Here is a 20,283-nt window from a genome sequence, read left to right as displayed (position 1 = left end):
TTTCGAATGAGCCAGGAACAGCCCCCCATCCCTAGCCGGCGTGAGCTTCGACGAGCCCGGGACGCACGCCTGGAAGAAACGGGCGCAAGTCCGGCAGGAGCAGCGGCCGGTGCCCCCGAGGACGCCAACCATGCGTCCGGGGGCGCGTCGGCCAATCGAGTGCGCCGAGTTGCCGATGCTCCACTGGATGCAAAACCCGCCTCGGAACGTTCTTCGCAGGCGCGTGCACGCGACCGCGCTGCCCTGCGCGCCATCAAAGAACTCGCGGACAAAGAGCAGCAGCTTTCCCGTGGCGGTCCTCCCACGCGCCGACAGCTGCGCCTGCAGCAATTGCAGGAAGAAGTTGCCCCGGGCACCTCGGCAATCCCCGTAGTTCCGGCACCAGGATCCGGGCCGCGGACTTCCAACGTCCCGGCCCAGAGTTCCGGGAAGCCGCGGCCCGGCGCGGATCGGCCGGGGGTCGCACCTGGCGGCGGTGTCCGTGTTACGGCAGGCCCTCCTCCAGGGGGCCAGGAAATGACGGTCGAACAGGCCTTGATGGCCCGTGAGCTTCTCGCCGCCCAGGCGAACAATCAGTCCAACAAGCTTGAGCACATCGCGGCGATGGAATCGGCTGTGCAGAAAGTCCCGGCGGTCGAACCCGCGGTTTCCGGTACCGATGCTGAGCCAGCAGATCCGGAGGCCTTGGCGGAACAAATCGCCCAGGCTGAGCGCGAGGCGGTCCTCAACAAGAGGGCAATGGCGAAGCAAAAGCTCGCCGAGCAAAACAGCCGTCCTTCCGCTCCTGTCCGTGCCGAGCCTTCTGTGGCCAGCAACCTGGCCATGGTCACGCCGCTTGAATTCGTGAAGGTTCCGGGACTCGATCGTCCCGTCATGAAACCGCCGGGCACCACCTTTGTTCCTCTTGTGACGTCTCCCGCGCCGAAACTGAAGCCTGGGCAGTCGGCGTCGGGCAAGTCGCGCGGCCTGCGCGGGCGGGCAGGAGTACTGGCGCGCGCCGAGGCCGCGGCGAAAGCGGCGGGCCGACGCCCGGCGTCGAACTCCGCATCCGACGGCGAAGCGTTCGCCGATGCGGCCGAACATCCGCCCGTTTCGGCGAGTTCGGCTTACGGCCTTGAACCGCTCGACGCCGCGACCGCGGGACTTGGGCGCGCTCAACGTACCCGACTTCTGGTCCTGGGACTCATTGGCATCGGAACCATCGCCCTGATCGCGGGCATCATCATGATCACCAGCGGACTTTCCCGCTGACCACTAAGGCTTTTGCCACCAAACAGGCTTCGTCTATTCTCGACGCCGCATACAAGGAGTCCCGTGACTGCACATGAACAATCCGTCCTCTTGGCCCGCCACGCCGCCCGCGCGGCAGCGGACAAGCTGGCCGAAGACATCATCGCCCTGGACGTCAGCGAACGTCTCGCCCTGACTGACGTCTTCCTGATCGCCTCGGCCCCGACCGAACGCCAGGTCAACGCCATTGTCGACGGCATCGAGGAAGAGCTGCTCAAGCAGGATCTGCGTCCGGTCCGCCGCGAAGGGCGTTCCGAAGGCCGCTGGGTCCTGTTGGACTACGCCGACATTGTGGTGCACGTCCAGCACTCCGAAGACAGGGTTTTCTACGCCTTGGAACGCCTCTGGAAAGACTGCCCGGTTGTGGACCTGGAGCTCGGTGACGACGCCTCGGCGAAGGCTCCGGCCGTCGAGGAGTCGTAGGCTTTTCGGCGCAAATCGGCTGAATATGCCCGATTTGGAATTTTCGGAAATGCTGTTCTAAGATATTTGAGTTGCTTCGGAGGAATCCGAAAATTGGATGATTCTTTCAGGCCAGTTGGCGGTTCGCGAAGCAGCGAAAATATGGGGCTGTGGCGCAGCTGGTAGCGCACCTGCATGGCATGCAGGGGGTCAGGGGTTCGAGTCCCCTCAGCTCCACCATTCTGATGATTTCGGATATCCCAAGTCATCGAAAACACCCCGGTCTTCGGACCGGGGTGTTTTTCTTTGTTCGGGATGGGAGTCGAGCTGGTTGGGAGTCGAGCCAGAGGCTGGATGGCGTGCAAATCGAGAGCAGGCCGTTTCCGGGGCGGGTGCTCAGCGTTCGGATGTGCGATTCTGCTCTATCATTCGAATGGATTTAATTCGGAGCCGCGGAATCTCGGGGACGGGTCCTTTGACGAGAAGAATGATCCAGCAGAATCCGACGGGGTCTGCCGCGTTCCCTGCAGGAGTCCGCGCGGAATCCGCCGAACCGCTAGATAAACGGCGTCTGGATGGTGCGGAGTACCCGGTCCCCGAGGACTTCCGCGACGGCCTTCATTTTCTCGGTTTGTTTTTCTCGTTGCGCTTACGTCGCGGTCAGGACGATTCGCCAGAGTCTTCAGGGGCATCCTCTCGCGAACGCCGTGCACGTGCCATCTATGCCAGAAAACATGGACGTTTGGAACATTTCAGATTAGCGGTGGACACCGTGCATTAGGCCCGTTGAGCGGCTAAAACGGTACAACCGTTGTCCGCGTACAGGAGGTGGCACCCCGTACGGGCCGCTTTGCAACCCACTGCGTTGAATAGGGAATTGTTGCAAATCGGATACGTAGGCATGGCAACACCAGGCTAGCTGTCGGCAGCTCGGTCTCGCATCTGCACCTCTTCACGGATCACCTCGAGTGCCCCCGCCAGAGTGCTCTTGATCGTTTCCCAGGCTATCTCCCACTGCGTAACCACGGCGGGAATCCCTAATCGTTGCTGCGCTTGAAGGGACTGTTTGCGTTTATCCGCGCTGGCATGGGCGATACCATTTCTGATCTTTCCGATGTCCCGGATCTGTGCCAAGGCACTTTTGGTCCGCTCGAAGGCTCGGTTGTCGAGATGCTGCCGAAGCCACCACTCGAGCTGGTTCAGACTGCTGCGAGATGCGTCTTTGCCATAGAGACGCTCCATCTCTTCAGAATCTGCCTTGGGGGTCGAAAAATTGCCCACCAAGTTCCACAGTGCGCCGATGTTTGATTCGAACTGATCCTGGGAATGTGAAGCGGCCGAGAGAGCGGCTGCCGAGGCGAGGTTGGGGGCTTCGGCGAACTTTCGTGGAGTCGCGCTTTTCCAGACCGGGTCGTCGTTCAAGACGTACGACAAATAGTCGATGGTTTGAATTAAGGGGAGGGGTGCCACGTGTCTGAGCGGTTCCACCCGGGCTGCTGCATCTTTGCTGATCTCGTTGAGGTAGCCTACTGCGTCGCTCAGTCCGGCGAACGGGCGTAGGTCAGGTCCCATGATGTTGACGGTGAATCCATCGTTTTGAAGGATGTTGAGGTGGGCATACTCTTTTTGCAGCAGCGCCCCAATCAGCACCAGAGGTACTTCAAAGGGTTGCTTGGCAGTCGCGGCAAATTCATTGCCAATGAAGTCGGCCAGTCGCCTTTGGACAGTGGGTACCAGATGTGCATTCGGTGGGACCGCAGCCTGGGCCTCAGCCAGCGATGAAACTGTCTTGACCAAGGCATCCGCCACACTTGTCGAGTTAGACCCGTGACGGCCAAGTTGGCTGAGTCCCGCGATGGAAAGACCAATTTTCGAGTTCGCCAGCGGCCAAGGTTGCGAAGCCTCTTCCCACCAAACTAGACCATAATCAGCTCCCGCGTGATCGGGCCTTGTGATGCGGGGGAGTGACTTCAAGACTTCCATGGCCCCCAGCCCCTGAGGGTGACCGTGCGAGTACATCACATCTACGTAGTGCCAGACAGGCCAGACCGGGCCATCTGGATCTCGCGAGGCCTCAACTAGGTGACGCCAGAGGATGGTGAGCAGGTCGATCTGCTCATCAGCCAGGTCAGATGCCAGCGGGCTGATGTCCTCTGTGTCTTCAATGGCGAAGTCTGTGTCCATTCTCGAAGCCTACCCACCAGACCTGCGTGACCAGGGTACCAACCCGGCTGCGATGACTGTGCGGGAGTTCGATACCGTGGCTTTGTTTCCGGTGCCAAGCAACTCGACCAGGCTCTGTAACTGGGCCAGCTGGGGGACTTTTTCGAGTACGCTTGCAGGACGCCCACCGTTCTGGTGATTTCGGATGTCCCAAGTCATCGAAAACACCCCGGTCTTCGGACCGGGGTGTTTTTCTTTGTCCGGGTTGGGAGTCGTTCGGGTTGGGAGTCGAGCTGTTCAGCCGAGCTGGTGGTCGTGCTCGGGGGAACTGACCAGGACGTCGATGGGGTCTGTGATGATGTGTGGAAGCACCGTGGTTGCCTGCTGAACGGCGAGTGCCCCCCACGAGACCGCGCGTCGAAGGCCCTCGTCAGGCTGCCCGCGCTTTTGGCCGTCGTGACGGGGAACGCTGAGATATCCTGCCAGGGCGGCATCTCCGGCACCCGTCGTGTTGACCACTTGCGCTTCAGGTCCGCGCGCCCACAGCGTCCCTTGGTCACTGACCTCGAGGATGCCATCCGGGCCAAGGCTGGCCAGAACCGTGTTGATTCCATGTGCCCTCACCACGGCGGCCGCTTTCTCCGCATCGTGAAGGGACCGGACGGGAATCCCGGCCATGACCGCCAGTTCCGCGGCGTTCGGCTTCACCAGGTCCGGTTGGCAAGCCTTCGCCCAGTCCAGCGGGGCTGTGCCTATGGCTGTGTCCATGCAGACGCGAACTCCGAGGGAGCGAATTGCGCCGAAGAGGGGCCGCACATCGACCGGGGCTCCGGTCTCCGTGTCGAGCGGCAGGGCACCGCCGAGCACGAACCAATCAGGGTTGACTCTCCGGACCTCCTCGGCAGCAGCCTGGCATAACCTCGCCCACTGTCCGTGGGCCAAAGGTGCCGGATGGGCGTTAACGTTCGTCGTCGTTCCCGACTCGTCGACAAGGATTGCATTCGTGCGGATCGGACTCCCGACGTCGACGTGGCGCACCACTTGCATGAATTCGTCGTCGTCGCATCCCGAGAACGCGGGATCCTCCTGGCTGGCCGGAAGCACAGCCGAAACCGTATTGCCGGCCAACCAGAGGGTCCGGGCCACGTTGACGCCGTTCCCGGCGAAGTAGGTGGCCACCCTTCTGGCGCGGTTGACCTGCCCGGCCCTGACCTCATCGAGAAAGTAGACCTTGTCGATCGCCGGAGCGGGTGTCAGGGTCACCACCCGTGGGGCTGTTGAGGAACGTGCACCCTCATGACCAACGTGACTGGGCGCATGGATCTGGCCCATCCCTAAGCCACCGCGTCCCGGCGCAATTTGACCTCCACGTACACTCCTTGAATCTTCTATCCGGGCTTTGTGGCAAGTTCCGAGAGCCGAACGTGCGTCAGAGCGGGTAGGAGCCTGGCTCGCGCCGCATCGTGATCCAGCGGGTCTCGGTGAAGGCATCGATGCTCGCCTGGGCGCCGCCGTGGCGGGAGCCGGTTCCGGACGCTCCGACGCCGCCGAACGGCGTGTTCGCCTCGTCGTTCACCGTCTGATCGTTGATGTGGACGATCCCGGTTGGAATCAGTCGCGCCATCTCAAGCGCCGCCATCACGTCGTTTGTCACAATCCCAAGGGAGAGGCCGAAGTCGGTTGCGGCAGCAAGCTCGACTGCTTCGTCATCCGTGGCGAAAGGCACGACTGAAGCGACCGGGCCGAAGACCTCGTCGCAGTAAGCGGCGGCATGCCGGGGTGGGTTGGCCAGAACGGTGGGACGGTAGAACAATCCGTCGTAGGTACCGCCTGCCCGCAGCAGAGCGCCCTGGGCGACCGCGTCCTGCACCAGAGCATGCACACGGTCGCGCTGCACTTCGTCGATGAGCGGGCCGAGGTGTACGGGTCCGCCTGCCGGATCACCCACGTGCATCGATTCCGCCTTCTCGGAGAGCTTGGAGACATATTCTTCGAACAAGGACTCGTGCACGAGATGGCGTCCCACGGTCATGCAGATCTGCCCCTGGTGCAGGAACGACCCCCACGTTGCGAGGTTGACGGCCTTGTCAAGGTCGGCGTCGTGCCGCACGATGAACGCCGAATTGCCGCCGAGCTCAAGGTGCGCCCTCTTGAGATGCCGGCCCGCAAGCTCACCGACGAGGCGGCCGGCGCGGGTGGACCCGGTGAAGGCGATGACCCGAATGCGCGGATCCGTGACCATCGCTTCGCCGACGTCGGATCCCCCGGGGACGAGTTGAAGTAGACCAGGAGGAAGTCCCGCCTCCTCGAAGATCCGCACCATGGATACCCCGCCGGTGATGATGGTCCGCGGGTCCGGCTTCAACAACACGGCGTTGCCCAACGCGAGTGCGGGTGCGACGGCCCTGATTCCGAGGATCAGCGGGACGTTGAAGGGGGAGATGACGCCCACTACTCCTACTGGAACGTGCTCGGCCAAGGAGAGACGGGGTTCTTCGCTTGAAAGGATGGATCCCCGGGTCGCAGAAGGGAGCGCGGACGCCTCGTAGCACTCCGCGGCCGTGACGTGCAGGGCGAATCCCGCGAGCGGGGGAATGGCGCCCACTTCGCGCACGTTCCAGTCAGAGATTTCCCCGGCATGCTTCTCCCAAAGGTGACCGGCCCGTCGCAGGACTGCGGCGCGGACGGAATGCGGGGTTGCTGCCCACTCTTTCTGGGCACGCGATGCGCTCTCTGTGGCCCTGGCAACGTCGTCGGGGCCGGCGAGTCCGACCATTGCGAGGGTTGCCCCGGTGGCGGGTTCGACGGAGGCGGCCTCGCCTCCGGCTCCCGTGATCCATTCGCCGTCGATGTAAATCTTGCCGGCGAACGTCGCCTCGTCAATGAGAGCGTTCGCGGTTTCGGTGGAGGTTGTCATTTTCCTGCCTTTCTGTTCATGCCCTGGTGGTTGGAGATGAGCTGCGCGCGACACTTGCCGCCCAGCCTGTGTCGATCGTTTCCCAGGCGTCGGCGGCGAGCGCCGTGCCGGCGTCGAAGGGACTTCGCCAGACGGAAAGCATGTCGGCCGCACCGGCGTCGAGGATTGAGCGTGAGAAAGCCTCGATTCCCCAGCGTCCCTCATAGCCGTCATCCAATGCCTGGCGCACGATGCCGGCAACGTCGACCGCGCCGGACGAGAGGAAACCGCGCCCGGATTGACCGAGTTCGAGGTAGCCGAGCCTGGGCAGCGCCGTGCGGACGGCGGCCGACGCGTCCGCCTCTTCGATTGCCATGTGGAAGGAATCGAGATGGATCCAAAGATGCTCGGAGCCGCTCGCGGCGACGTACTCCATCGCTCGCGCGGCAGTATTCACCAGGGCGGTCTCGTAGCGGTTGAGGACTTCGAAGGTCATGCGGACTCCCCGGCTGTGGGCGTCGTCGGCGATGCGCCCGACTTCCGCCGCGGACCTCTCGAACGCCGCTGCGTCCGCCGGACCAGCAGGGTGGCCGAAGACGCCGTAGGGCACTCCATTCAGCTGATCCGCTCCGAGGGCTACGGTGAGTTCAAGCGTGCGGCGGAGCAAGTCCGCACCGGCTTGGCGTATGTCTGCGTCAGGTGAGGACACGTCGGCGAGTGGAGTCTGTCCTGCCATGGTGATCGGAGTCAGGCCACGGCCCGAGATGAGTGCCCGCAGCGCCGGTGCATCGACAGAGTCCGGATCAAGCGGCGGCAGCACGACCCGTCGATACCCGTTGGCAGCGATGGCATCCAGCGCCGCGGGCAGCTCTTCAGCTGACACATCCGGCACGAAGATGTTCAGGTGGCAGGCCACGTCCAAATCGGCATCCATGGGTTGCCTACCTCAGAATGTCGGCAGCGCGAACCGCTGCTTGAAGCTGGAGTATCCGTCGTCAACGTGTACCACGGTCCCGTTGATCACATTCGCTTCGTCGGAGGCAAGGAAGGCTACGACGTCGGCGATCTCCTCGGGTTCGGTCAGGACACCGCGAAGCTGTTCCGATGAGAACGTTTGCTTCAGTTCTTCACTGAACTGGTTGATGATCGGCGTGCCCACACGGCCCGGGGTGATCGCTACCGCACGGACGCCGAACTCGGCGAGTTCGTATGCCGCCGAACGGGTGAACGAAATCACGGCCGCTTTGGCCGCACTATATGAGAAGGCCAGCTCGGCCGCCTGCTCGCCGTAAATCGAGGAGGTACTGATGATTACTCCGCCCGTTCCCTGCTCGCGGAACTGCCGCCCCGCTGCGAGGATGCCGTAGTACACGCCGTCCTGGTCGATGCGGATCATCGGCGCGTAGTCGATCTCAGGATCATGATCGAGCAATGGCCGGCCCCCTGCAATTCCCGCATTATTGAAAATGACGTCGAGCTTCCCGAACAGCTCAACTGCGTGTGCAACGGTGGCCTCAACCTCGACGAACTGTGAGACATCCACCCGGGCCGCGGCGGCAGCGCCCTCAAATCCCTCTGCCGCCACCTCGGCCACGACTTCTTCTGCCTTCTTCAGGTCGATGTCGGCAACAAGCACCCGTGCGCCCTCGCGGACGAACTTGTGCACCGTTGCCCGGCCGATTCCGCTTGCACCGCCGGTAATAATGGCGACTTTGCCTTTAAGGCGCATGGTATTCCCTCTTCCTGGGTTCGATATCGGGTGAGAGGTACGGGGCGGTTCTGACCGCCCCGTACCCAGGGCTCGTCTAGCCCAACTTGTCCGAAGGGGTGATGTTTGCGGCGTTGGAGGAATCAACCAGAGTCGTGTCGTCGGCCTCGAACTTCGTCTTGGGCAGCGTGCGGTCCTTCTGGTAGGCGCTGACGTTCTGGACCAGCTTGTCGAGGATCTTTGGCCATGGCTGCTCGATCGTCGCAAGGAAGTTTCCGCCGGCCTTGATCTGGGCGATCGCCTCACTCGTCGCGTCGACGCCTGTCACCTTCGCGTTTGAGTGTGCTTCGGAGAGGGCTTTCGACGCGCCCAGTGCTGCGTCATCCCAGCCGACCCACACCCCATCAAGGCCGTTCGGGTGGGCGCTGAGGTAGTCGGCAACGAGCGCCAATGCTTCGGTACGCCCCGAGGCAGGGGACTTGACCTTCTGGATGTCATCCCCGGCGATGGTGGCGCCCGCAGCGATGAGCGCCTTCTTCGCCAGGTCGGCGCGCATGCGGATCCCGGGATGCGGGTCATGGCCGATGACCATGACGGTCTTGCCCTTCAGGTCGCCAAGCGTCTTGGCGAGCGCGCCGACCGTGGCGTCGGCAATTTGCTGCTGGTTGGTGGTGATGTTGACGGCAAACCCGTCGGTTTCCTTGGTGGAGCTGTCCATGGCGAAAATCGGGATGTTCGCGTCCTTGGCGGCGGAGACGATTGAACCGATGGAAGCGATGTCTGTGTAGCCGTCGAGGATGACGTCCGCGCCCCTGCCGATGGCGCTCTCAACCGCGGGGTTCATCTTCTGGAAATCGAAATCTCCCTGGATCATCGTCAGATCCCAGCCGAGATCCTTGGCCTTGGACGTAACGGCTTTGACCCACCAAGCGCCGACGGGGGTCTGGTTGCCCGAGGTGAAGGCGATGACTTTGAGGGGTTTCCCATTGTCGCTGCTACTGGCTGAGGCCGCGCAGCCCGACAGGGACAATGCTGTGGCTGCGGCGAGGGCAGCGATCTTGAATTTGATACGCACTTACTACTCCTTTGTGATAGTTGCGTTCTTCTTGGGTTGTCCATGCGGAAGCCCGCCGGACGGTCGGCGGAGCGGGGGTTGCTACCTCTGCCGCGTCTTGAGGGAGGAAAGAGTTACGGCCGCGATGATGATCAGACCTGTGACAACCTGCTGCACATAGGCGTTCACGCCGAGGATGTTCAGGCCATTGCTCATGACTCCGATGATGGCGACGCCGATCATCGTGCCGCCGAGATTGGAGGCGCCAGATTTGATGACGGTCATGCCCAGGAATACAGCGGCGACCGAAAACATCATGTTGTCGCCGCCTTGAACCGCGCTCGCACTTCCCAGCCGGGCGGCCAGGAGGATGCCACCGATTGCCGAGACCAGCCCCGCGATGGTGAAGGCGAGCAGCCGGGCGCGCCGGACGTTGACGCCGGAGAGCCGTGATACTTCCACGTTCCCGCCGATTGCGTGCCACCGGCGGCCGATCGTCGTGAACCGCAAGGCCCCCCACAGGATGAATGAGATGACGATCGCGAAATATACGGGCAACGGGATGTTGAGGAGGCGCCCCTGCCCCAAATTGTTGAATCCGTCCGGGAGATCGAAGAGCGTGGTTCCTGCGGTCACAAGATAGGCCAGGCCGACCACGGAGGTCATGGTCGCCAACGTCGCCACGAAAGCGGACAGGTTCACAACGGCTATGAGAATGCCGTTGACGAGCCCGACGAGCAGACCGACCCCGAGCGCGACGGTGATCGCGATGGCTATGGGCACTCCGGTCAGCATCAGGGATGCGGCGACGGCGCCAGCGAGGCTCGAGGTTGCACCGACTGAGAGGTCGAAGTCTCCCACAACCATGACTACGGTCTGGGCACCGGCGATGATCGCAAGAATGGACACCTGAAACAGGATGTTCTTCACATTCACGAAGGTCAGGAAGACGTCCGGACGCATTGCGAAGAAGAACACGATGAGCGCCAGAAGGGCAAAGACGGTACCTCCGTGCAGAAGCAGCCTGGCGATCGATCTGGCCGGGGTAGTGGTTGGAGCGGTTTTCGTCGCTTGAGCGGTGGTTGTCATGATCATTCTGGCTTTCCGTAGCAGTACGAGAGGAGGAGTTCGTCGTCGGCGCCCTCTGCGGCGACCTCGCCGGAGATCTTGCCTTCGTGCATGATGAGGATCCGGTCGCTCATGCCGATCAGCTCAGGGAGCTCGGAGCTGACCGCTATCACCGCCGTTCCCTCGGCGGCGAGGTGGCGGATCAGCCGGTAGATCTCCGCTTTCGTGCCGACATCGATGCCTCTGGTCGGCTCGTCCATGAGCAAGACCTTGGGCTTGCGCGCAAGCATCTTGGCCAGGACGACTTTCTGCTGGTTGCCTCCGGACAGCTCTCCAACGTGTTGGCGCGGGCTACGGGCTTTGATTTGCAGTTCTGCCATCCCGCGCTGGGCGATGGTGGCGATCCGCCCTCCCGACACGAAGCCGAGGGAGCTTACCGCGGAGATGTTTGAGAGGGCGATGTTGTCCTGGATCGATGCGCTCAGGATCACTCCCTGGCTCCGGCGTTCTTCCGGGACGAGCGCGATGCCGGCATCGAGTGTTCTGGCAACTCCGGGGGAGTTGGGCAGCGCTGAGCCATCCACGGTGATTTCGCCGGATCTGTGCTTTTGGGCACCGGAAAGGATGCGCAGAAGTTCACTGCGCCCGGAACCTGCCAGGCCTCCGATGCCGAGGACCTCACCTGCATGGGCGGTGAACGAGATGTCCCTGACCCGGTGTCCGTGCAGGTTTTCGACGGTCAGGGCGACGGTAGCCGTGGCCGTCCCCCGATCCGGATAAAGTTCCCCGGTGGAGCGTCCCACCATGGTCGAGATGACCTCGTTGATGGTGGAGTCGGCGACCCGCTTCGTGACGATCGTCTCGCCATTGCGCATGATCGTGAGCCGGTCGCAGAGTTCGAAGACCTCTTCAAGTCGGTGCGAGACGTAGATGATCGCGACACCTTGATCGCGCAGGGAGCGCAGAACCATGAACAGGTCCCGGATCTCGGTGTCGGTGAGCGATGCGGTCGGCTCGTCGAGAATGAGGACGCGGGCGTCAGCGGCAAGAGCCCGCGCAACGGCGACCATGGTCTGCTGGACAGGGGAGAGTTCCCCGGCAAGCTGACTGACCGGGATCTTCTGGTGCAGGCTGTCCAAGCGCTCCTTTGCCCTGCGTCGAAGGGTCTTCCACTGAACCAGGCCGGCCCGGTTCGGAATTTGTTCGCCCAGGAGGATGTTCTCCGCCACGCTGATCGTCGGGACGATGGAGAGCTCTTGGTACAACGCTACGACACCGGCGCGATTGGCCATTCGCACGTTGGCGAACTCAACGGTTTCACCATTGCGGTGCAGCGTTCCCGCGTTCGGTGAGTACAGTCCGGTGGCGATCTTGATAAGAGTCGACTTGCCGGCACCGTTCTCACCCAGCAGCGCATGGATCTCGCCAGGCTGTACCGAGAGGTGCGCGCCGTTGAGGGCATGCACCCCGTCGAAATGCTTGACGATGTCGCGCGCTTCAAAGGCTGGGGCGGGCGTGATCAGGGCGGTCTGATTCGCAGGAGGTTTCAGCATGGTCATGCGGCACGGCTCCCGTCATCGATCTGGTTGCAACGGATGACGACCTTCGGGTGCTTGCCGCTCATATGTGCAGTGAAGGCCGCTTCTGCGTCCTCGATGTCGAACACTGTCTGGATGAAATCGCCCAGATCGAGGTACGGGAGGATCTGCAGCGCGCGCGGGAAAGCATACGGTGAGACAAAGACACCGGTGAGCGTGAGTTCCTTGAGGTAGAGGTAATCCGAGAGGTTGAGCGGCATCTCGAAGTCCTGCGGGTACATCGCCCCGTAGACAATCGTTCCTCCCTTGGCGGCGAGGTCGAGCAGTCCGCTGACGGCGCGCGTCGATCCGGAGGCGTCAATCACGACGTCGAACCCGCGGCCATCGGTGATCTCCTGCATGCGCAGCACTTGGCTGTCGGCGATGGGATCGATCACGGCGTCGGCACCGTAGCGAAGCGCCATCTCGCGGCGCTCGGCAATCGGCTCGATAAGGGTAAGGGAGGTCGCCCCGTTCATCTTCAGAACCTGCAAAGCCAGCTGGCCGATCGGGCCGCCTCCGCAGACGGCGACACGGTCGCCGACCTTGATGTTGGCTTTATCCGCGATTCTCACGGCAACGGAGGTGGGCTCCAGGAGACAGCCCCTCAGCAAGGAGACAGTGTCCGGCAGCTTGTAGACCTGTGATTCGTGCCAGGTTACTGTCTCGGCCATGCCGGGGCGGTTGTATTCCTGGATGTGCTCGCAGAACTGTTGTTGTCCGCCGCGGCAGGGTGTGCATGTACCGCAGAACCGGAGGAAGTTTCCCGCGACGCGATCGCCGATCCGCAGTCCGTTTCGATGTGCCTTCTCGCCCAGTGCCTCGACGACGCCCGAGAGCTCGTGGCCGAGCCCGATCGGCACCTGTGTGCCGAAGAATCCTTCCGCAAGGTGCGGGTCCGATCCGCAGATCGCTGAGTAGGCGACGCGGATCCGCACATCCTCGGGTCCCATTGGTGGCTGGGGGAAATCAACAAGCCCGATTCGGCCACGGGCCCTCTCGTCCGGGTCGCGCAGGTTCCCGATCTTGGTGACAGCTACTGTTTTCATTTTGTCTCTCCATTGAGCGCATGACAGGGTGGTGGATCAGGACTGCGCGGCGATCGCACGCCGTGTGGCTGCGATCGTTGCCTCGAGTCCGTAGCCGTGCTTGTTTCGCAACTCCTCGTCGTCACCGAACCCCGCGTACACCTGGGGAATCCCGAGCCGTTCGAAGGCGCTGAGGTGGATGTTGCGGTCTGCGACGACATCGGCGACCCGGGAAGCGAGGCCCCCGTACGCCAGATGGTCCTCGACGACGACAAACCGACCGTTGGTCTCGACGGCGCACCGCGAAATGAGTTCCTCGTCGATCGGTTTAAGCGTGAACATGTCGACGACGCGCACCGAGTGGCCGTCTTTCGCCAGTTCCTCCGCGGCATCCAATGCCTGCGCGACCACCGTCCCATGGGTGAAGATCGTGGCGTCGGTGCCCTCGCGGGCAACGATTCCTTTGCCGATGCGCACATCGTGCTGCCCCGGCTCGTAGAGAACCCTGTCTTTCTTGCCCACAGCGAGTCGGATGTATATGGGTCCCTGCATGGTCATTGACTGACGGATGATCTCGCCAACCATCAACGGATCGCCAATGGACGTGACAGTCATGTTCGTCAGTGCGCACATGAGCGCCAGGTCTTCGACCGCGTAGTGGGTGGAACCGCCGTTGCCGACCAGGCCGCCGTGTGTCCCGATGATCTTCACTGGGAGATTTGGGTAGCAGACGTCGCTTCGGACCTGTTCGAGTGCACGCATGCTGAGGAACGGGAGCATGCCCGAGACAACCGGGATGTTTCCGTCGTACGCCAAACCTGCAGCGATGCCGACGCAGGCCTGTTCGGCGAGGCCCACATCCAGGAAGCGTTGCGGGTACTTGTCGCGAAACTCGACGAGCGTCGCTCCGATATCGGGCGTGAGCACCCAGAGGTTTTCGTGCTCGTCGCCGAGTTCGGCGAGAGTCGATCCGATGACGGACCGCGCTGAGAGCATTTCTCCGAAGGTAAAGGTAACGGGCATCAGACTGACTCCTTGTCGCGGGATGCTTCGAGTGCTGCCATCGCCCGCTCCAGGTCGGCTGCTCCGAGAGAACCTGCGTGCCATGCCAGGTTGCGTTCCATGAAGTCCACGCCCTTCCCCTTGACCGTCTCGCAGATGACCACGGTCGGTCGTTTGCTGTCCACTTCGGGCAGGCGGTCGATGGCGCCGACGAGGTCGGCCATATCGTGCCCGTCAACGTTGACGACGTTCCAGCCGAACGCCGCCCATTTGTCCGGGTACGGTTCAAAGACGACTCGCTCCTCTGCAAAGCTCGTCATCAGCTGGCGGTTACGGTCGACGAAGGCGACCAGGTTGCCAAGTTCGTTGCTTCGGGCTGCCATCGCAGCCTCCCATACGGAGCCTTCGCCGGTCTCGCCGTCGCCAAGCAGGCAAAAAACGCGGTGGAGTTCTCCACGGCCCCGGGCGCTCAGCGCCATCCCGACAGCCAAAGGCAGGCCGTGACCAAGCGATCCGGTTGAGCACTCCACCCCGGGGAGGTGCACCTTGCACGGGTGCATCCCGTAGGCAGAGTCAAGCTGGCCGTACGTATCGACTATCCCTTCATAAGGGAAGAACCCACGCATGGCCATCGCAATGTACATGCAGACGGCGGCGTGGCCTTTACTCAGCACGAAACGGTCACGCGCGGGGTTGGCGATGTCCGTGGGGTCTACATCGAGGCCATAGTGGTAGAGGGCTGTGAAAATATCGGCGGCGGACAAATCACCCCCGATGTGCACGGCCCCCTCATAGGTGCCGCACAGATGCAGCAACTTTGATCTCAGCTCGAAAGCGAGTTCTTTCAATTCCTCGACGGTGTGCGGGCTCCCGCCCGTCGTCAGGCTCATGTGGCCCATCTCATGCCTCCTCATTGAATGACACGGATGCCGATCCTCGGCCTTGTCGTGGCGTCCTCATCGACTCACTCGTGGTCGGAAAGTTGGTGTTCCGGGTCCGACGTAGTGACACTAACACGATCCTGTTTACGTGTAAACAGGATTTTTATTAAACTAGTTTATGGTCGGAAGCAAAGCGTGGCCCCCGGAGGTTCCCGTGGGCATGTCCCATCGTCTGAGAGACTCGTCTAAGAACCGACCACGCTGGTGCGGATTTCGCGCCGCCATAAGGAGGACCATGCAAGGCGAGACAGACCAGAGAACGCGGGCCCATGTTCCTCCTCAAGCCGTGACGGATCCACTGGCCGACACGATCGATCCGGAGAACTTCACGCCGAGGCTTCTCTCCCTGCTCTCCAATGCGCTTGTGTGGAGGGAGTCCCACGAGCTCCGCAGACGGTTCAAGCTCGGCACGAACGATTGGCGGGTCATCTCTGCGCTGGCTATTCGTCCCGGCGCATCCGCAACTGACGTTTCGGATTTCCTGGGCCTGAACAAAGCGGTAGTTTCCAAGAGCGTCAATACCCTGCTCGATCGTGACCTCGTGGTCCTGATCGACGGACCGCGCGGCTCCCGACCCATGTACCTCACCCATGCGGGCGCGGAAATGCATCAGTCCATGTTGCCCATCTCGATGCGTGGACAGGAGATTATCCTGGGGGACCTTTCCGCAAACGATGTCGAAAGGCTTAATCGCCTGTTGCGGAGAATGCTTGAGAAGACCCGTGAGCTGCAGACGCTTGAGAGCGAGGCGCCGGGGAAATAATCCCAGACGGTGCCACCCAGTAGAACCTGCAGATACTCGACATGCACGCCACTTGCCAACCTATTACGGTTTACTATGAGGCATTACCGTCCGGCGGGCAGTGGTCATTCGCGGGCCCGTCGCCGAGCAGTCACCGACACAACGGAGGGATAGTCCTTGGCAACCATGGCTGATGTTGCGCGGGAAGCAGGCGTTTCCAGGAGCACGGTGTCCTATGCCCTCAGCGGTGTCAGGCCGATTGCCCCCGACACGCGCGAACGCATCCTGCAGGCCATGTCCGACCTTGGCTACACGCCCAACCTGCTCGCCCAGGGCTTGGCCGGCAAGCGGACCGGCATCGTCTCGCTGATTTTCCCGATCGGGGAGCAAGGCATGAACACCACGGAATTCGAATACGTCCAGGGTGCCGCAGAGCAAGCGCGTGCTGACGGCTACCATCTGCTTCTGTGGCCGATGGATCCTGACGACTTGGGCGAGATGCAGCGCATCGTGGCGCAAGGCCTGGTGGATGGAATCCTTTTGATGGAGGTCAGGTCAAACGATGACCGGATCCCGGTCCTGATGGAAACGGGTGTTCCTTTCGTCATGATCGGACGGCCGACGGATGCCGATGGGCTGACATTCGTGGACGCGGATTTCGAGGCCATGGGGGAGTTGGCAGTGTCTCACCTCGCTAGCTTGGGGCACACGGAAATCGGCTTGGTGACGCACTCGCGTGAATCCTTGGACACCGGATACGGCCCAATGGTCCGGTCCTGGGATGCCGTTGCGGCTTCGGCCTCGCGGCACGGGATCAATGCAAGTCTTTACCCGGCGAAGACCTCGCTTGCCGGTGGTCGCGAGGTCTTCGGCCGGATCCTGGAAGAAGCTCCGGCAACGACCGGACTTGTGATGATCAACGAAGCAGCCACCGCCGGCCTTCTGGGGGCTGCGGCAGCCCATGGATGGCGAATCCCGGAATCCCTCTCCATTGTCGCGATCAACACCAGCGCAGGTTCCGCGGAGCGCTTCATGCCCGCCCTGACGACGGCGTCCGCCGAACCGAGCGTCATGGGACGTGAGGCAGCACAATTCCTGACCCGACGCCTCATGAGTGGAGGCGCAGACGCCGGGCAGTGGCTCGCTGAGCCGGTGCTCACGTTGCGCGGAAGTACCGCCGTTGCACGCGCCAGCTAGCCATTTTGGGGCTTTATGACGCGCCCCCAACGCGCTTGATTGTGATATTTGACACACCCTCGCGCGGCCAACTACTGTCGAGCCATCGACCCGCGTCGACAAGGCGCGTCGACGAACGGCGATGAGATTCCTCCTGCCACAACTTGGGGGATGGTCACCGATCGATGTTCCCGGAGACTAAGGAAGTAAGTCGTGCTTGGAATCATTCGGTACCAATCCTTCGAATTGACGATGCCGTCGATGTCGCACAAACCGGAACAGGAATCCCGCAGTTCGCAGCAGGTCCACGAGCAAGCGAGTCCCCTGCTTCGCGGCTCGTGAGGGCCGCGGAATAGTGCGAAAACGGAACCCCGAGGCCACCACCTGCGCCTGAGTTTCACAACCGCGCGGCGCAAGCGGGCCCATGATGTCCTCCCACAGCATGTAAGCGCTTGCCCCTTCGCCTCCTTGCGCCCTTGGTGCCCGCAGAGGCCTCCCGCATCCGGCGCCGCAGCAGCCCCACCCGTAGCCAACATCTCCCTCATCACCACAACAACCTCCTGGAGGCACCCCATGGAAACGTCGACCAAACCGGCCCTGTCCGCGTTCGAAGGCGGCCGGAAGTGAAAGCGATCCGACGGTTCACCGTCCGTACGGTTCTGCCGGAAGCAATCGGCCCGCTGGCACGGCTGGCGAAGAACTTGCGCTGGTCCTGGCACTTGCCGACACGCGAACTGTTCTCCGCCCTGAACCCGGAGGCCTGGGAACAAAGCGAGCATGACCCCATGACCTTCCTGGGCCTCGTGAGCCGAGAGGAACTCCATCAGCTCGCAGCAGATGACGCCGTCGTGGAGCGTGTCCAGCACGCGGCTGCGGATCTGGACCGGTACTTGAGCGAACCGCGCTGGTACCAGGGGCTGGGGCCGGACGCTCCGTCATGCATCGCGTACTTCTCGCCCGAATTCGGGATCACCGAGGTCCTTCCGCAGTATTCGGGCGGTTTGGGCATCCTGGCCGGAGACCACTTGAAGGCCGCTTCGGATTTGGGTGTGCCGTTGATCGGGGTCGGGCTGTTGTACCAGGCGGGCTATTTCAAGCAGTCCCTGTCCCGGGATGCCTGGCAGCAGGAAACTTACCCGGTCCTTGACCCGGACGGCCTGCCCCTGACACTGCTCCGCGAGGAAGACGGTTCGCCGGCTCTCGTTACGCTTCCCCTTCCCGGTGACCGGAAGCTGCGCGCGCACATTTGGCGGGCCGACGTCGGGCGGGTGCCGCTGTTGCTGCTCGATTCGAACGTTCCGGCCAACGACGACGCCGCGCGCGGGATCACGGACCGCCTTTACGGCGGGGGCGGGGACCACCGCCTGCAGCAGGAGCTGCTGCTGGGCATGGGCGGGGTGAAGGCGCTGCGCGTCTACCAGCGGCTCACCGGCACCCCGGCCCCGGAGGTCTTCCACACCAATGAAGGCCACGCCGGGTTCCTGGGCATCGAACGCATCCAGGAGCTGATGTCCTCCGAGGCGCCGCTGAGCTGGTCCGAGGCCCTGGCCGCCGGGCGGGCGTCCACGGTGTTCACAACCCACACCCCTGTGCCGGCCGGTATCGACCGTTTCGAGGCCGTGCAGATCAGGCATTTCTTCGACGCCGGCCTGGCCCCGGACGTTCCGGTGGAGAACGTCCTGGAACTGGGCAGGGAGAACTACGACGGCGGCAACCCCGCGGTGTTCAACATGGCCGTCATGGGCCTGCGCCTGGCGCAGCGGGCCAACGGCGTGGCCAAACTCCACGGCGTGGTCTCCCGTGAGATGTTCTCCGGGCTCTGGCCAGGCTTCGACCACTCCGAAGTCCCCATCACCTCCGTCACCAACGGCGTCCACGTACCCACCTGGATCGATCCGAAGATGAGCCGGCTCGCTGCAAACCACTTCGGCAGCACCGACGTGGATGCCACCGGTTGGGACAAGGTCTACGACGTGGATGATGCCGAGCTCTGGGGCTTGCGACGCGAGTTGCGTTCGGCCTTGGTTGAGGACGTGCGAAAGCGCCTCCGGGCGGCGTGGAAGACGCGCGGGGCCGCGGATGCCGAGCTGGCCTGGACGGACACCGTGCTGGACCCGGATGTGCTCACGATCGGCTTCGCCCGGCGCGTGCCCACCTACAAGCGCCTGACCCTGATGCTGCGCGACCCGGCCCGGCTCAAGGCGCTGCTGCTGCACCCGAAGCACCCCATCCAGCTGGTCATCGCCGGCAAGTCCCACCCCGCGGACGACGCGGGCAAGAAAATGATCCAGGACCTGGTGAAGTTCACCGACGACCCCGCCGTGCGGCACCGGATCGTGTTCCTGCCCAACTACGACATCGCGATGGCCCGCACCCTGTTCCCGGGCTGCGACGTGTGGCTGAACAACCCGCTGCGGCCTTTGGAGGCCTGCGGGACCTCCGGGATGAAGGCTGCCATCAACGGCTCCCTGAACCTCTCGGTCCTGGATGGCTGGTGGGATGAGATGTACGACGGCGAGAACGGCTGGGCGATCCCGACCGCGAACAACGACGCCTCGCCCACCGAACGCGATGACATCGAAGCCGCCGCGCTCTACGAGCTCCTGGAGACCCAGGTGGCTCCGCGTTTCTACGGCTCCACGGTCTCCGAACACGCCGGCGCGGCCGGGCCCTCGCAGTCCGGCCCGGAAGCCGTCCCGACGCACTGGGTCTCCATGATCAAGCACACCCTCGCCCACCTCGGCCCGGCCGTCTCGGCCGAACGGATGCTCCAGGACTACGTCAACACCCTCTACCGCCCGGCGGCCGTCGCCGGCAGGCAAGCGGGAACGGCGTCGTTCAAGGAAGCCAAGGAACTGGCGGCCTGGATCACGAAGGTCGGGGAGGCCTGGCCGCAGCTCATCGTGGAACACGTCGACTCCGTGGGCGTCTCCGAGGAACCGCAGATCGGCGACATCCTCCAGGTCAACGCCTACATCGCCCTAAACGACATCACGCCCGAGGACGTCTCGGTGGAAGTGGCGTATGGCCGGGCCCAGGACGGGGACGAACTGGAGGACGTAGCTCTGGTCGAGCTGAGCGAATCGGAGGACCTCGGCAACGGGCGCCACCTGTTCACCGGGTCCATCCTGATCAACCGCTCCGGGTCCTTCGGCTACACCGTCCGGGTCTTCCCGAAGCACCCAGCCCTCGCTTCGAAGGCCGAACTGGGGCTGATCGCGAACGCCTAGGAATGC

The 20,283-nt window shown here is 62.9% G+C and carries 17 protein-coding genes and 1 tRNA gene; 7 read left to right on the top strand and 11 right to left on the bottom strand.

What is annotated here, in order from left to right; translation table 11 throughout:
- Window positions 1–6: 6 nt before the first annotated feature.
- From J2S96_RS10315 to J2S96_RS10305, 3 genes are all read left to right on the top strand, one after another.
- Entirely contained in the window at window positions 7–1,251 is a 1,245-nt protein-coding gene (locus J2S96_RS10315) for a hypothetical protein (RefSeq protein WP_306862669.1), read from the top strand.
- A 63-nt stretch (window positions 1,252–1,314) separates the two neighbouring features.
- On the top strand, window positions 1,315–1,713 hold the full coding sequence (rsfS, locus tag J2S96_RS10310; protein WP_059389355.1) for a ribosome silencing factor: 399 nt from the start codon (window positions 1,315–1,317) through the stop codon (window positions 1,711–1,713).
- A gap of 143 nt (window positions 1,714–1,856) precedes the next feature.
- Window positions 1,857–1,932, top strand: a tRNA-Ala gene (locus tag J2S96_RS10305).
- 675 nt (window positions 1,933–2,607) lie between these two features.
- On the opposite strand, the gene J2S96_RS10300 is transcribed toward J2S96_RS10305, so the two are convergent.
- The 11 genes from J2S96_RS10300 to J2S96_RS10250 form a co-directional block, all read right to left on the bottom strand.
- Entirely contained in the window at window positions 2,608–3,876 is a 1,269-nt protein-coding gene (locus J2S96_RS10300; RefSeq protein WP_306862665.1) for a hypothetical protein, read from the bottom strand.
- Between the two features lie 276 nt (window positions 3,877–4,152).
- Window positions 4,153–5,121 carry a 1-phosphofructokinase family hexose kinase gene (locus J2S96_RS10295; protein ID WP_306862663.1) on the bottom strand — a complete coding sequence of 323 codons (969 nt, stop codon included), beginning with the start codon at window positions 5,119–5,121 and terminating at the stop codon, window positions 4,153–4,155.
- Between the two features lie 163 nt (window positions 5,122–5,284).
- Complete coding sequence (locus tag J2S96_RS10290) at window positions 5,285–6,772, bottom strand: benzaldehyde dehydrogenase (protein WP_306862661.1); 1,488 nt, start codon at window positions 6,770–6,772, stop codon at window positions 5,285–5,287.
- Between the two features lie 16 nt (window positions 6,773–6,788).
- The gene (locus tag J2S96_RS10285; protein WP_306862659.1) at window positions 6,789–7,685 is read right to left on the bottom strand and encodes a sugar phosphate isomerase/epimerase family protein; all 897 of its coding nucleotides are present in this window, start codon (window positions 7,683–7,685) and stop codon (window positions 6,789–6,791) included.
- Between the two features lie 12 nt (window positions 7,686–7,697).
- Entirely contained in the window at window positions 7,698–8,480 is a 783-nt protein-coding gene (locus tag J2S96_RS10280) for an SDR family NAD(P)-dependent oxidoreductase (RefSeq protein WP_306862657.1), read from the bottom strand.
- 76 nt (window positions 8,481–8,556) lie between these two features.
- Window positions 8,557–9,534 carry a sugar ABC transporter substrate-binding protein gene (locus J2S96_RS10275; RefSeq protein WP_306862656.1) on the bottom strand — a complete coding sequence of 326 codons (978 nt, stop codon included), beginning with the start codon at window positions 9,532–9,534 and terminating at the stop codon, window positions 8,557–8,559.
- A gap of 81 nt (window positions 9,535–9,615) precedes the next feature.
- Complete coding sequence (locus J2S96_RS10270; protein ID WP_306862654.1) at window positions 9,616–10,602, bottom strand: ABC transporter permease; 987 nt, start codon at window positions 10,600–10,602, stop codon at window positions 9,616–9,618.
- A 2-nt stretch (window positions 10,603–10,604) separates the two neighbouring features.
- On the bottom strand, window positions 10,605–12,140 hold the full coding sequence (locus J2S96_RS10265) for a sugar ABC transporter ATP-binding protein (RefSeq protein ID WP_306862652.1): 1,536 nt from the start codon (window positions 12,138–12,140) through the stop codon (window positions 10,605–10,607).
- On the bottom strand, window positions 12,137–13,207 hold the full coding sequence (locus J2S96_RS10260; protein WP_306862650.1) for a zinc-dependent alcohol dehydrogenase: 1,071 nt from the start codon (window positions 13,205–13,207) through the stop codon (window positions 12,137–12,139). The genes J2S96_RS10265 and J2S96_RS10260 overlap by 4 nt, the downstream gene beginning before the upstream one ends.
- Before the next feature lie 36 nt (window positions 13,208–13,243).
- Window positions 13,244–14,209: a transketolase family protein gene (locus J2S96_RS10255; protein ID WP_306862648.1), complete on the bottom strand. Its 966-nt coding sequence runs from the start codon at window positions 14,207–14,209 to the stop codon at window positions 13,244–13,246.
- Window positions 14,209–15,087 carry a transketolase gene (locus tag J2S96_RS10250; protein ID WP_306862647.1) on the bottom strand — a complete coding sequence of 293 codons (879 nt, stop codon included), beginning with the start codon at window positions 15,085–15,087 and terminating at the stop codon, window positions 14,209–14,211. Before J2S96_RS10250 ends, J2S96_RS10255 begins: the two co-directional genes overlap by 1 nt.
- A 277-nt stretch (window positions 15,088–15,364) precedes the next feature.
- On the opposite strand from J2S96_RS10250, the gene J2S96_RS10245 reads away from it, so the two are divergent.
- The 4 genes from J2S96_RS10245 to glgP all read left to right on the top strand — a co-directional run bounded on the left by J2S96_RS10245 (window position 15,365) and on the right by glgP (window position 20,277).
- Window positions 15,365–15,892: a MarR family winged helix-turn-helix transcriptional regulator gene (locus J2S96_RS10245; RefSeq protein ID WP_306862644.1), complete on the top strand. Its 528-nt coding sequence runs from the start codon at window positions 15,365–15,367 to the stop codon at window positions 15,890–15,892.
- A 165-nt stretch (window positions 15,893–16,057) separates the two neighbouring features.
- Window positions 16,058–17,068 carry a LacI family DNA-binding transcriptional regulator gene (locus J2S96_RS10240; protein WP_306862821.1) on the top strand — a complete coding sequence of 337 codons (1,011 nt, stop codon included), beginning with the start codon at window positions 16,058–16,060 and terminating at the stop codon, window positions 17,066–17,068.
- Between the two features lie 192 nt (window positions 17,069–17,260).
- On the top strand, window positions 17,261–17,389 hold the full coding sequence (locus J2S96_RS10235; RefSeq protein ID WP_306862642.1) for a hypothetical protein: 129 nt from the start codon (window positions 17,261–17,263) through the stop codon (window positions 17,387–17,389).
- A gap of 281 nt (window positions 17,390–17,670) precedes the next feature.
- Window positions 17,671–20,277 carry an alpha-glucan family phosphorylase gene (glgP, locus tag J2S96_RS10230; RefSeq protein ID WP_306862639.1) on the top strand — a complete coding sequence of 869 codons (2,607 nt, stop codon included), beginning with the start codon at window positions 17,671–17,673 and terminating at the stop codon, window positions 20,275–20,277.
- Window positions 20,278–20,283: the final 6 nt, after the last annotated feature.

The organism is Arthrobacter bambusae (genome assembly GCF_030812595.1).
GTDB classification, from domain to species: domain Bacteria; phylum Actinomycetota; class Actinomycetes; order Actinomycetales; family Micrococcaceae; genus Arthrobacter; species Arthrobacter bambusae_B.
The sequence above is the reverse complement of the archived record's forward strand: the minus strand, read 5'-3'. Positions and strand labels throughout refer to the sequence as shown.

What these genes read in the sequence shown, in the direction of transcription:
- J2S96_RS10260 (WP_306862650.1), bottom strand. Translation starts at nt 13,207, where the DNA reads ATGAAAACAGTAGCTGTCACCAAGATCGGGAACCTGCGCGACCCGGAC.
- J2S96_RS10250 (WP_306862647.1), bottom strand. Translation starts at nt 15,087, where the DNA reads ATGGGCCACATGAGCCTGACGACGGGCGGGAGCCCGCACACCGTCGAG.
- J2S96_RS10285 (WP_306862659.1), bottom strand. Translation starts at nt 7,685, where the DNA reads ATGGATGCCGATTTGGACGTGGCCTGCCACCTGAACATCTTCGTGCCG.
- J2S96_RS10300 (WP_306862665.1), bottom strand. Translation starts at nt 3,876, where the DNA reads ATGGACACAGACTTCGCCATTGAAGACACAGAGGACATCAGCCCGCTG.
- J2S96_RS10245 (WP_306862644.1), top strand. Translation starts at nt 15,365, where the DNA reads ATGCAAGGCGAGACAGACCAGAGAACGCGGGCCCATGTTCCTCCTCAA.
- J2S96_RS10290 (WP_306862661.1), bottom strand. Translation starts at nt 6,772, where the DNA reads ATGACAACCTCCACCGAAACCGCGAACGCTCTCATTGACGAGGCGACG.
- J2S96_RS10315 (WP_306862669.1), top strand. Translation starts at nt 7, where the DNA reads ATGAGCCAGGAACAGCCCCCCATCCCTAGCCGGCGTGAGCTTCGACGA.
- J2S96_RS10255 (WP_306862648.1), bottom strand. Translation starts at nt 14,209, where the DNA reads ATGCCCGTTACCTTTACCTTCGGAGAAATGCTCTCAGCGCGGTCCGTC.
- J2S96_RS10265 (WP_306862652.1), bottom strand. Translation starts at nt 12,140, where the DNA reads ATGACCATGCTGAAACCTCCTGCGAATCAGACCGCCCTGATCACGCCC.
- J2S96_RS10270 (WP_306862654.1), bottom strand. Translation starts at nt 10,602, where the DNA reads ATGACAACCACCGCTCAAGCGACGAAAACCGCTCCAACCACTACCCCG.
- J2S96_RS10240 (WP_306862821.1), top strand. Translation starts at nt 16,058, where the DNA reads ATGGCTGATGTTGCGCGGGAAGCAGGCGTTTCCAGGAGCACGGTGTCC.
- J2S96_RS10280 (WP_306862657.1), bottom strand. Translation starts at nt 8,480, where the DNA reads ATGCGCCTTAAAGGCAAAGTCGCCATTATTACCGGCGGTGCAAGCGGA.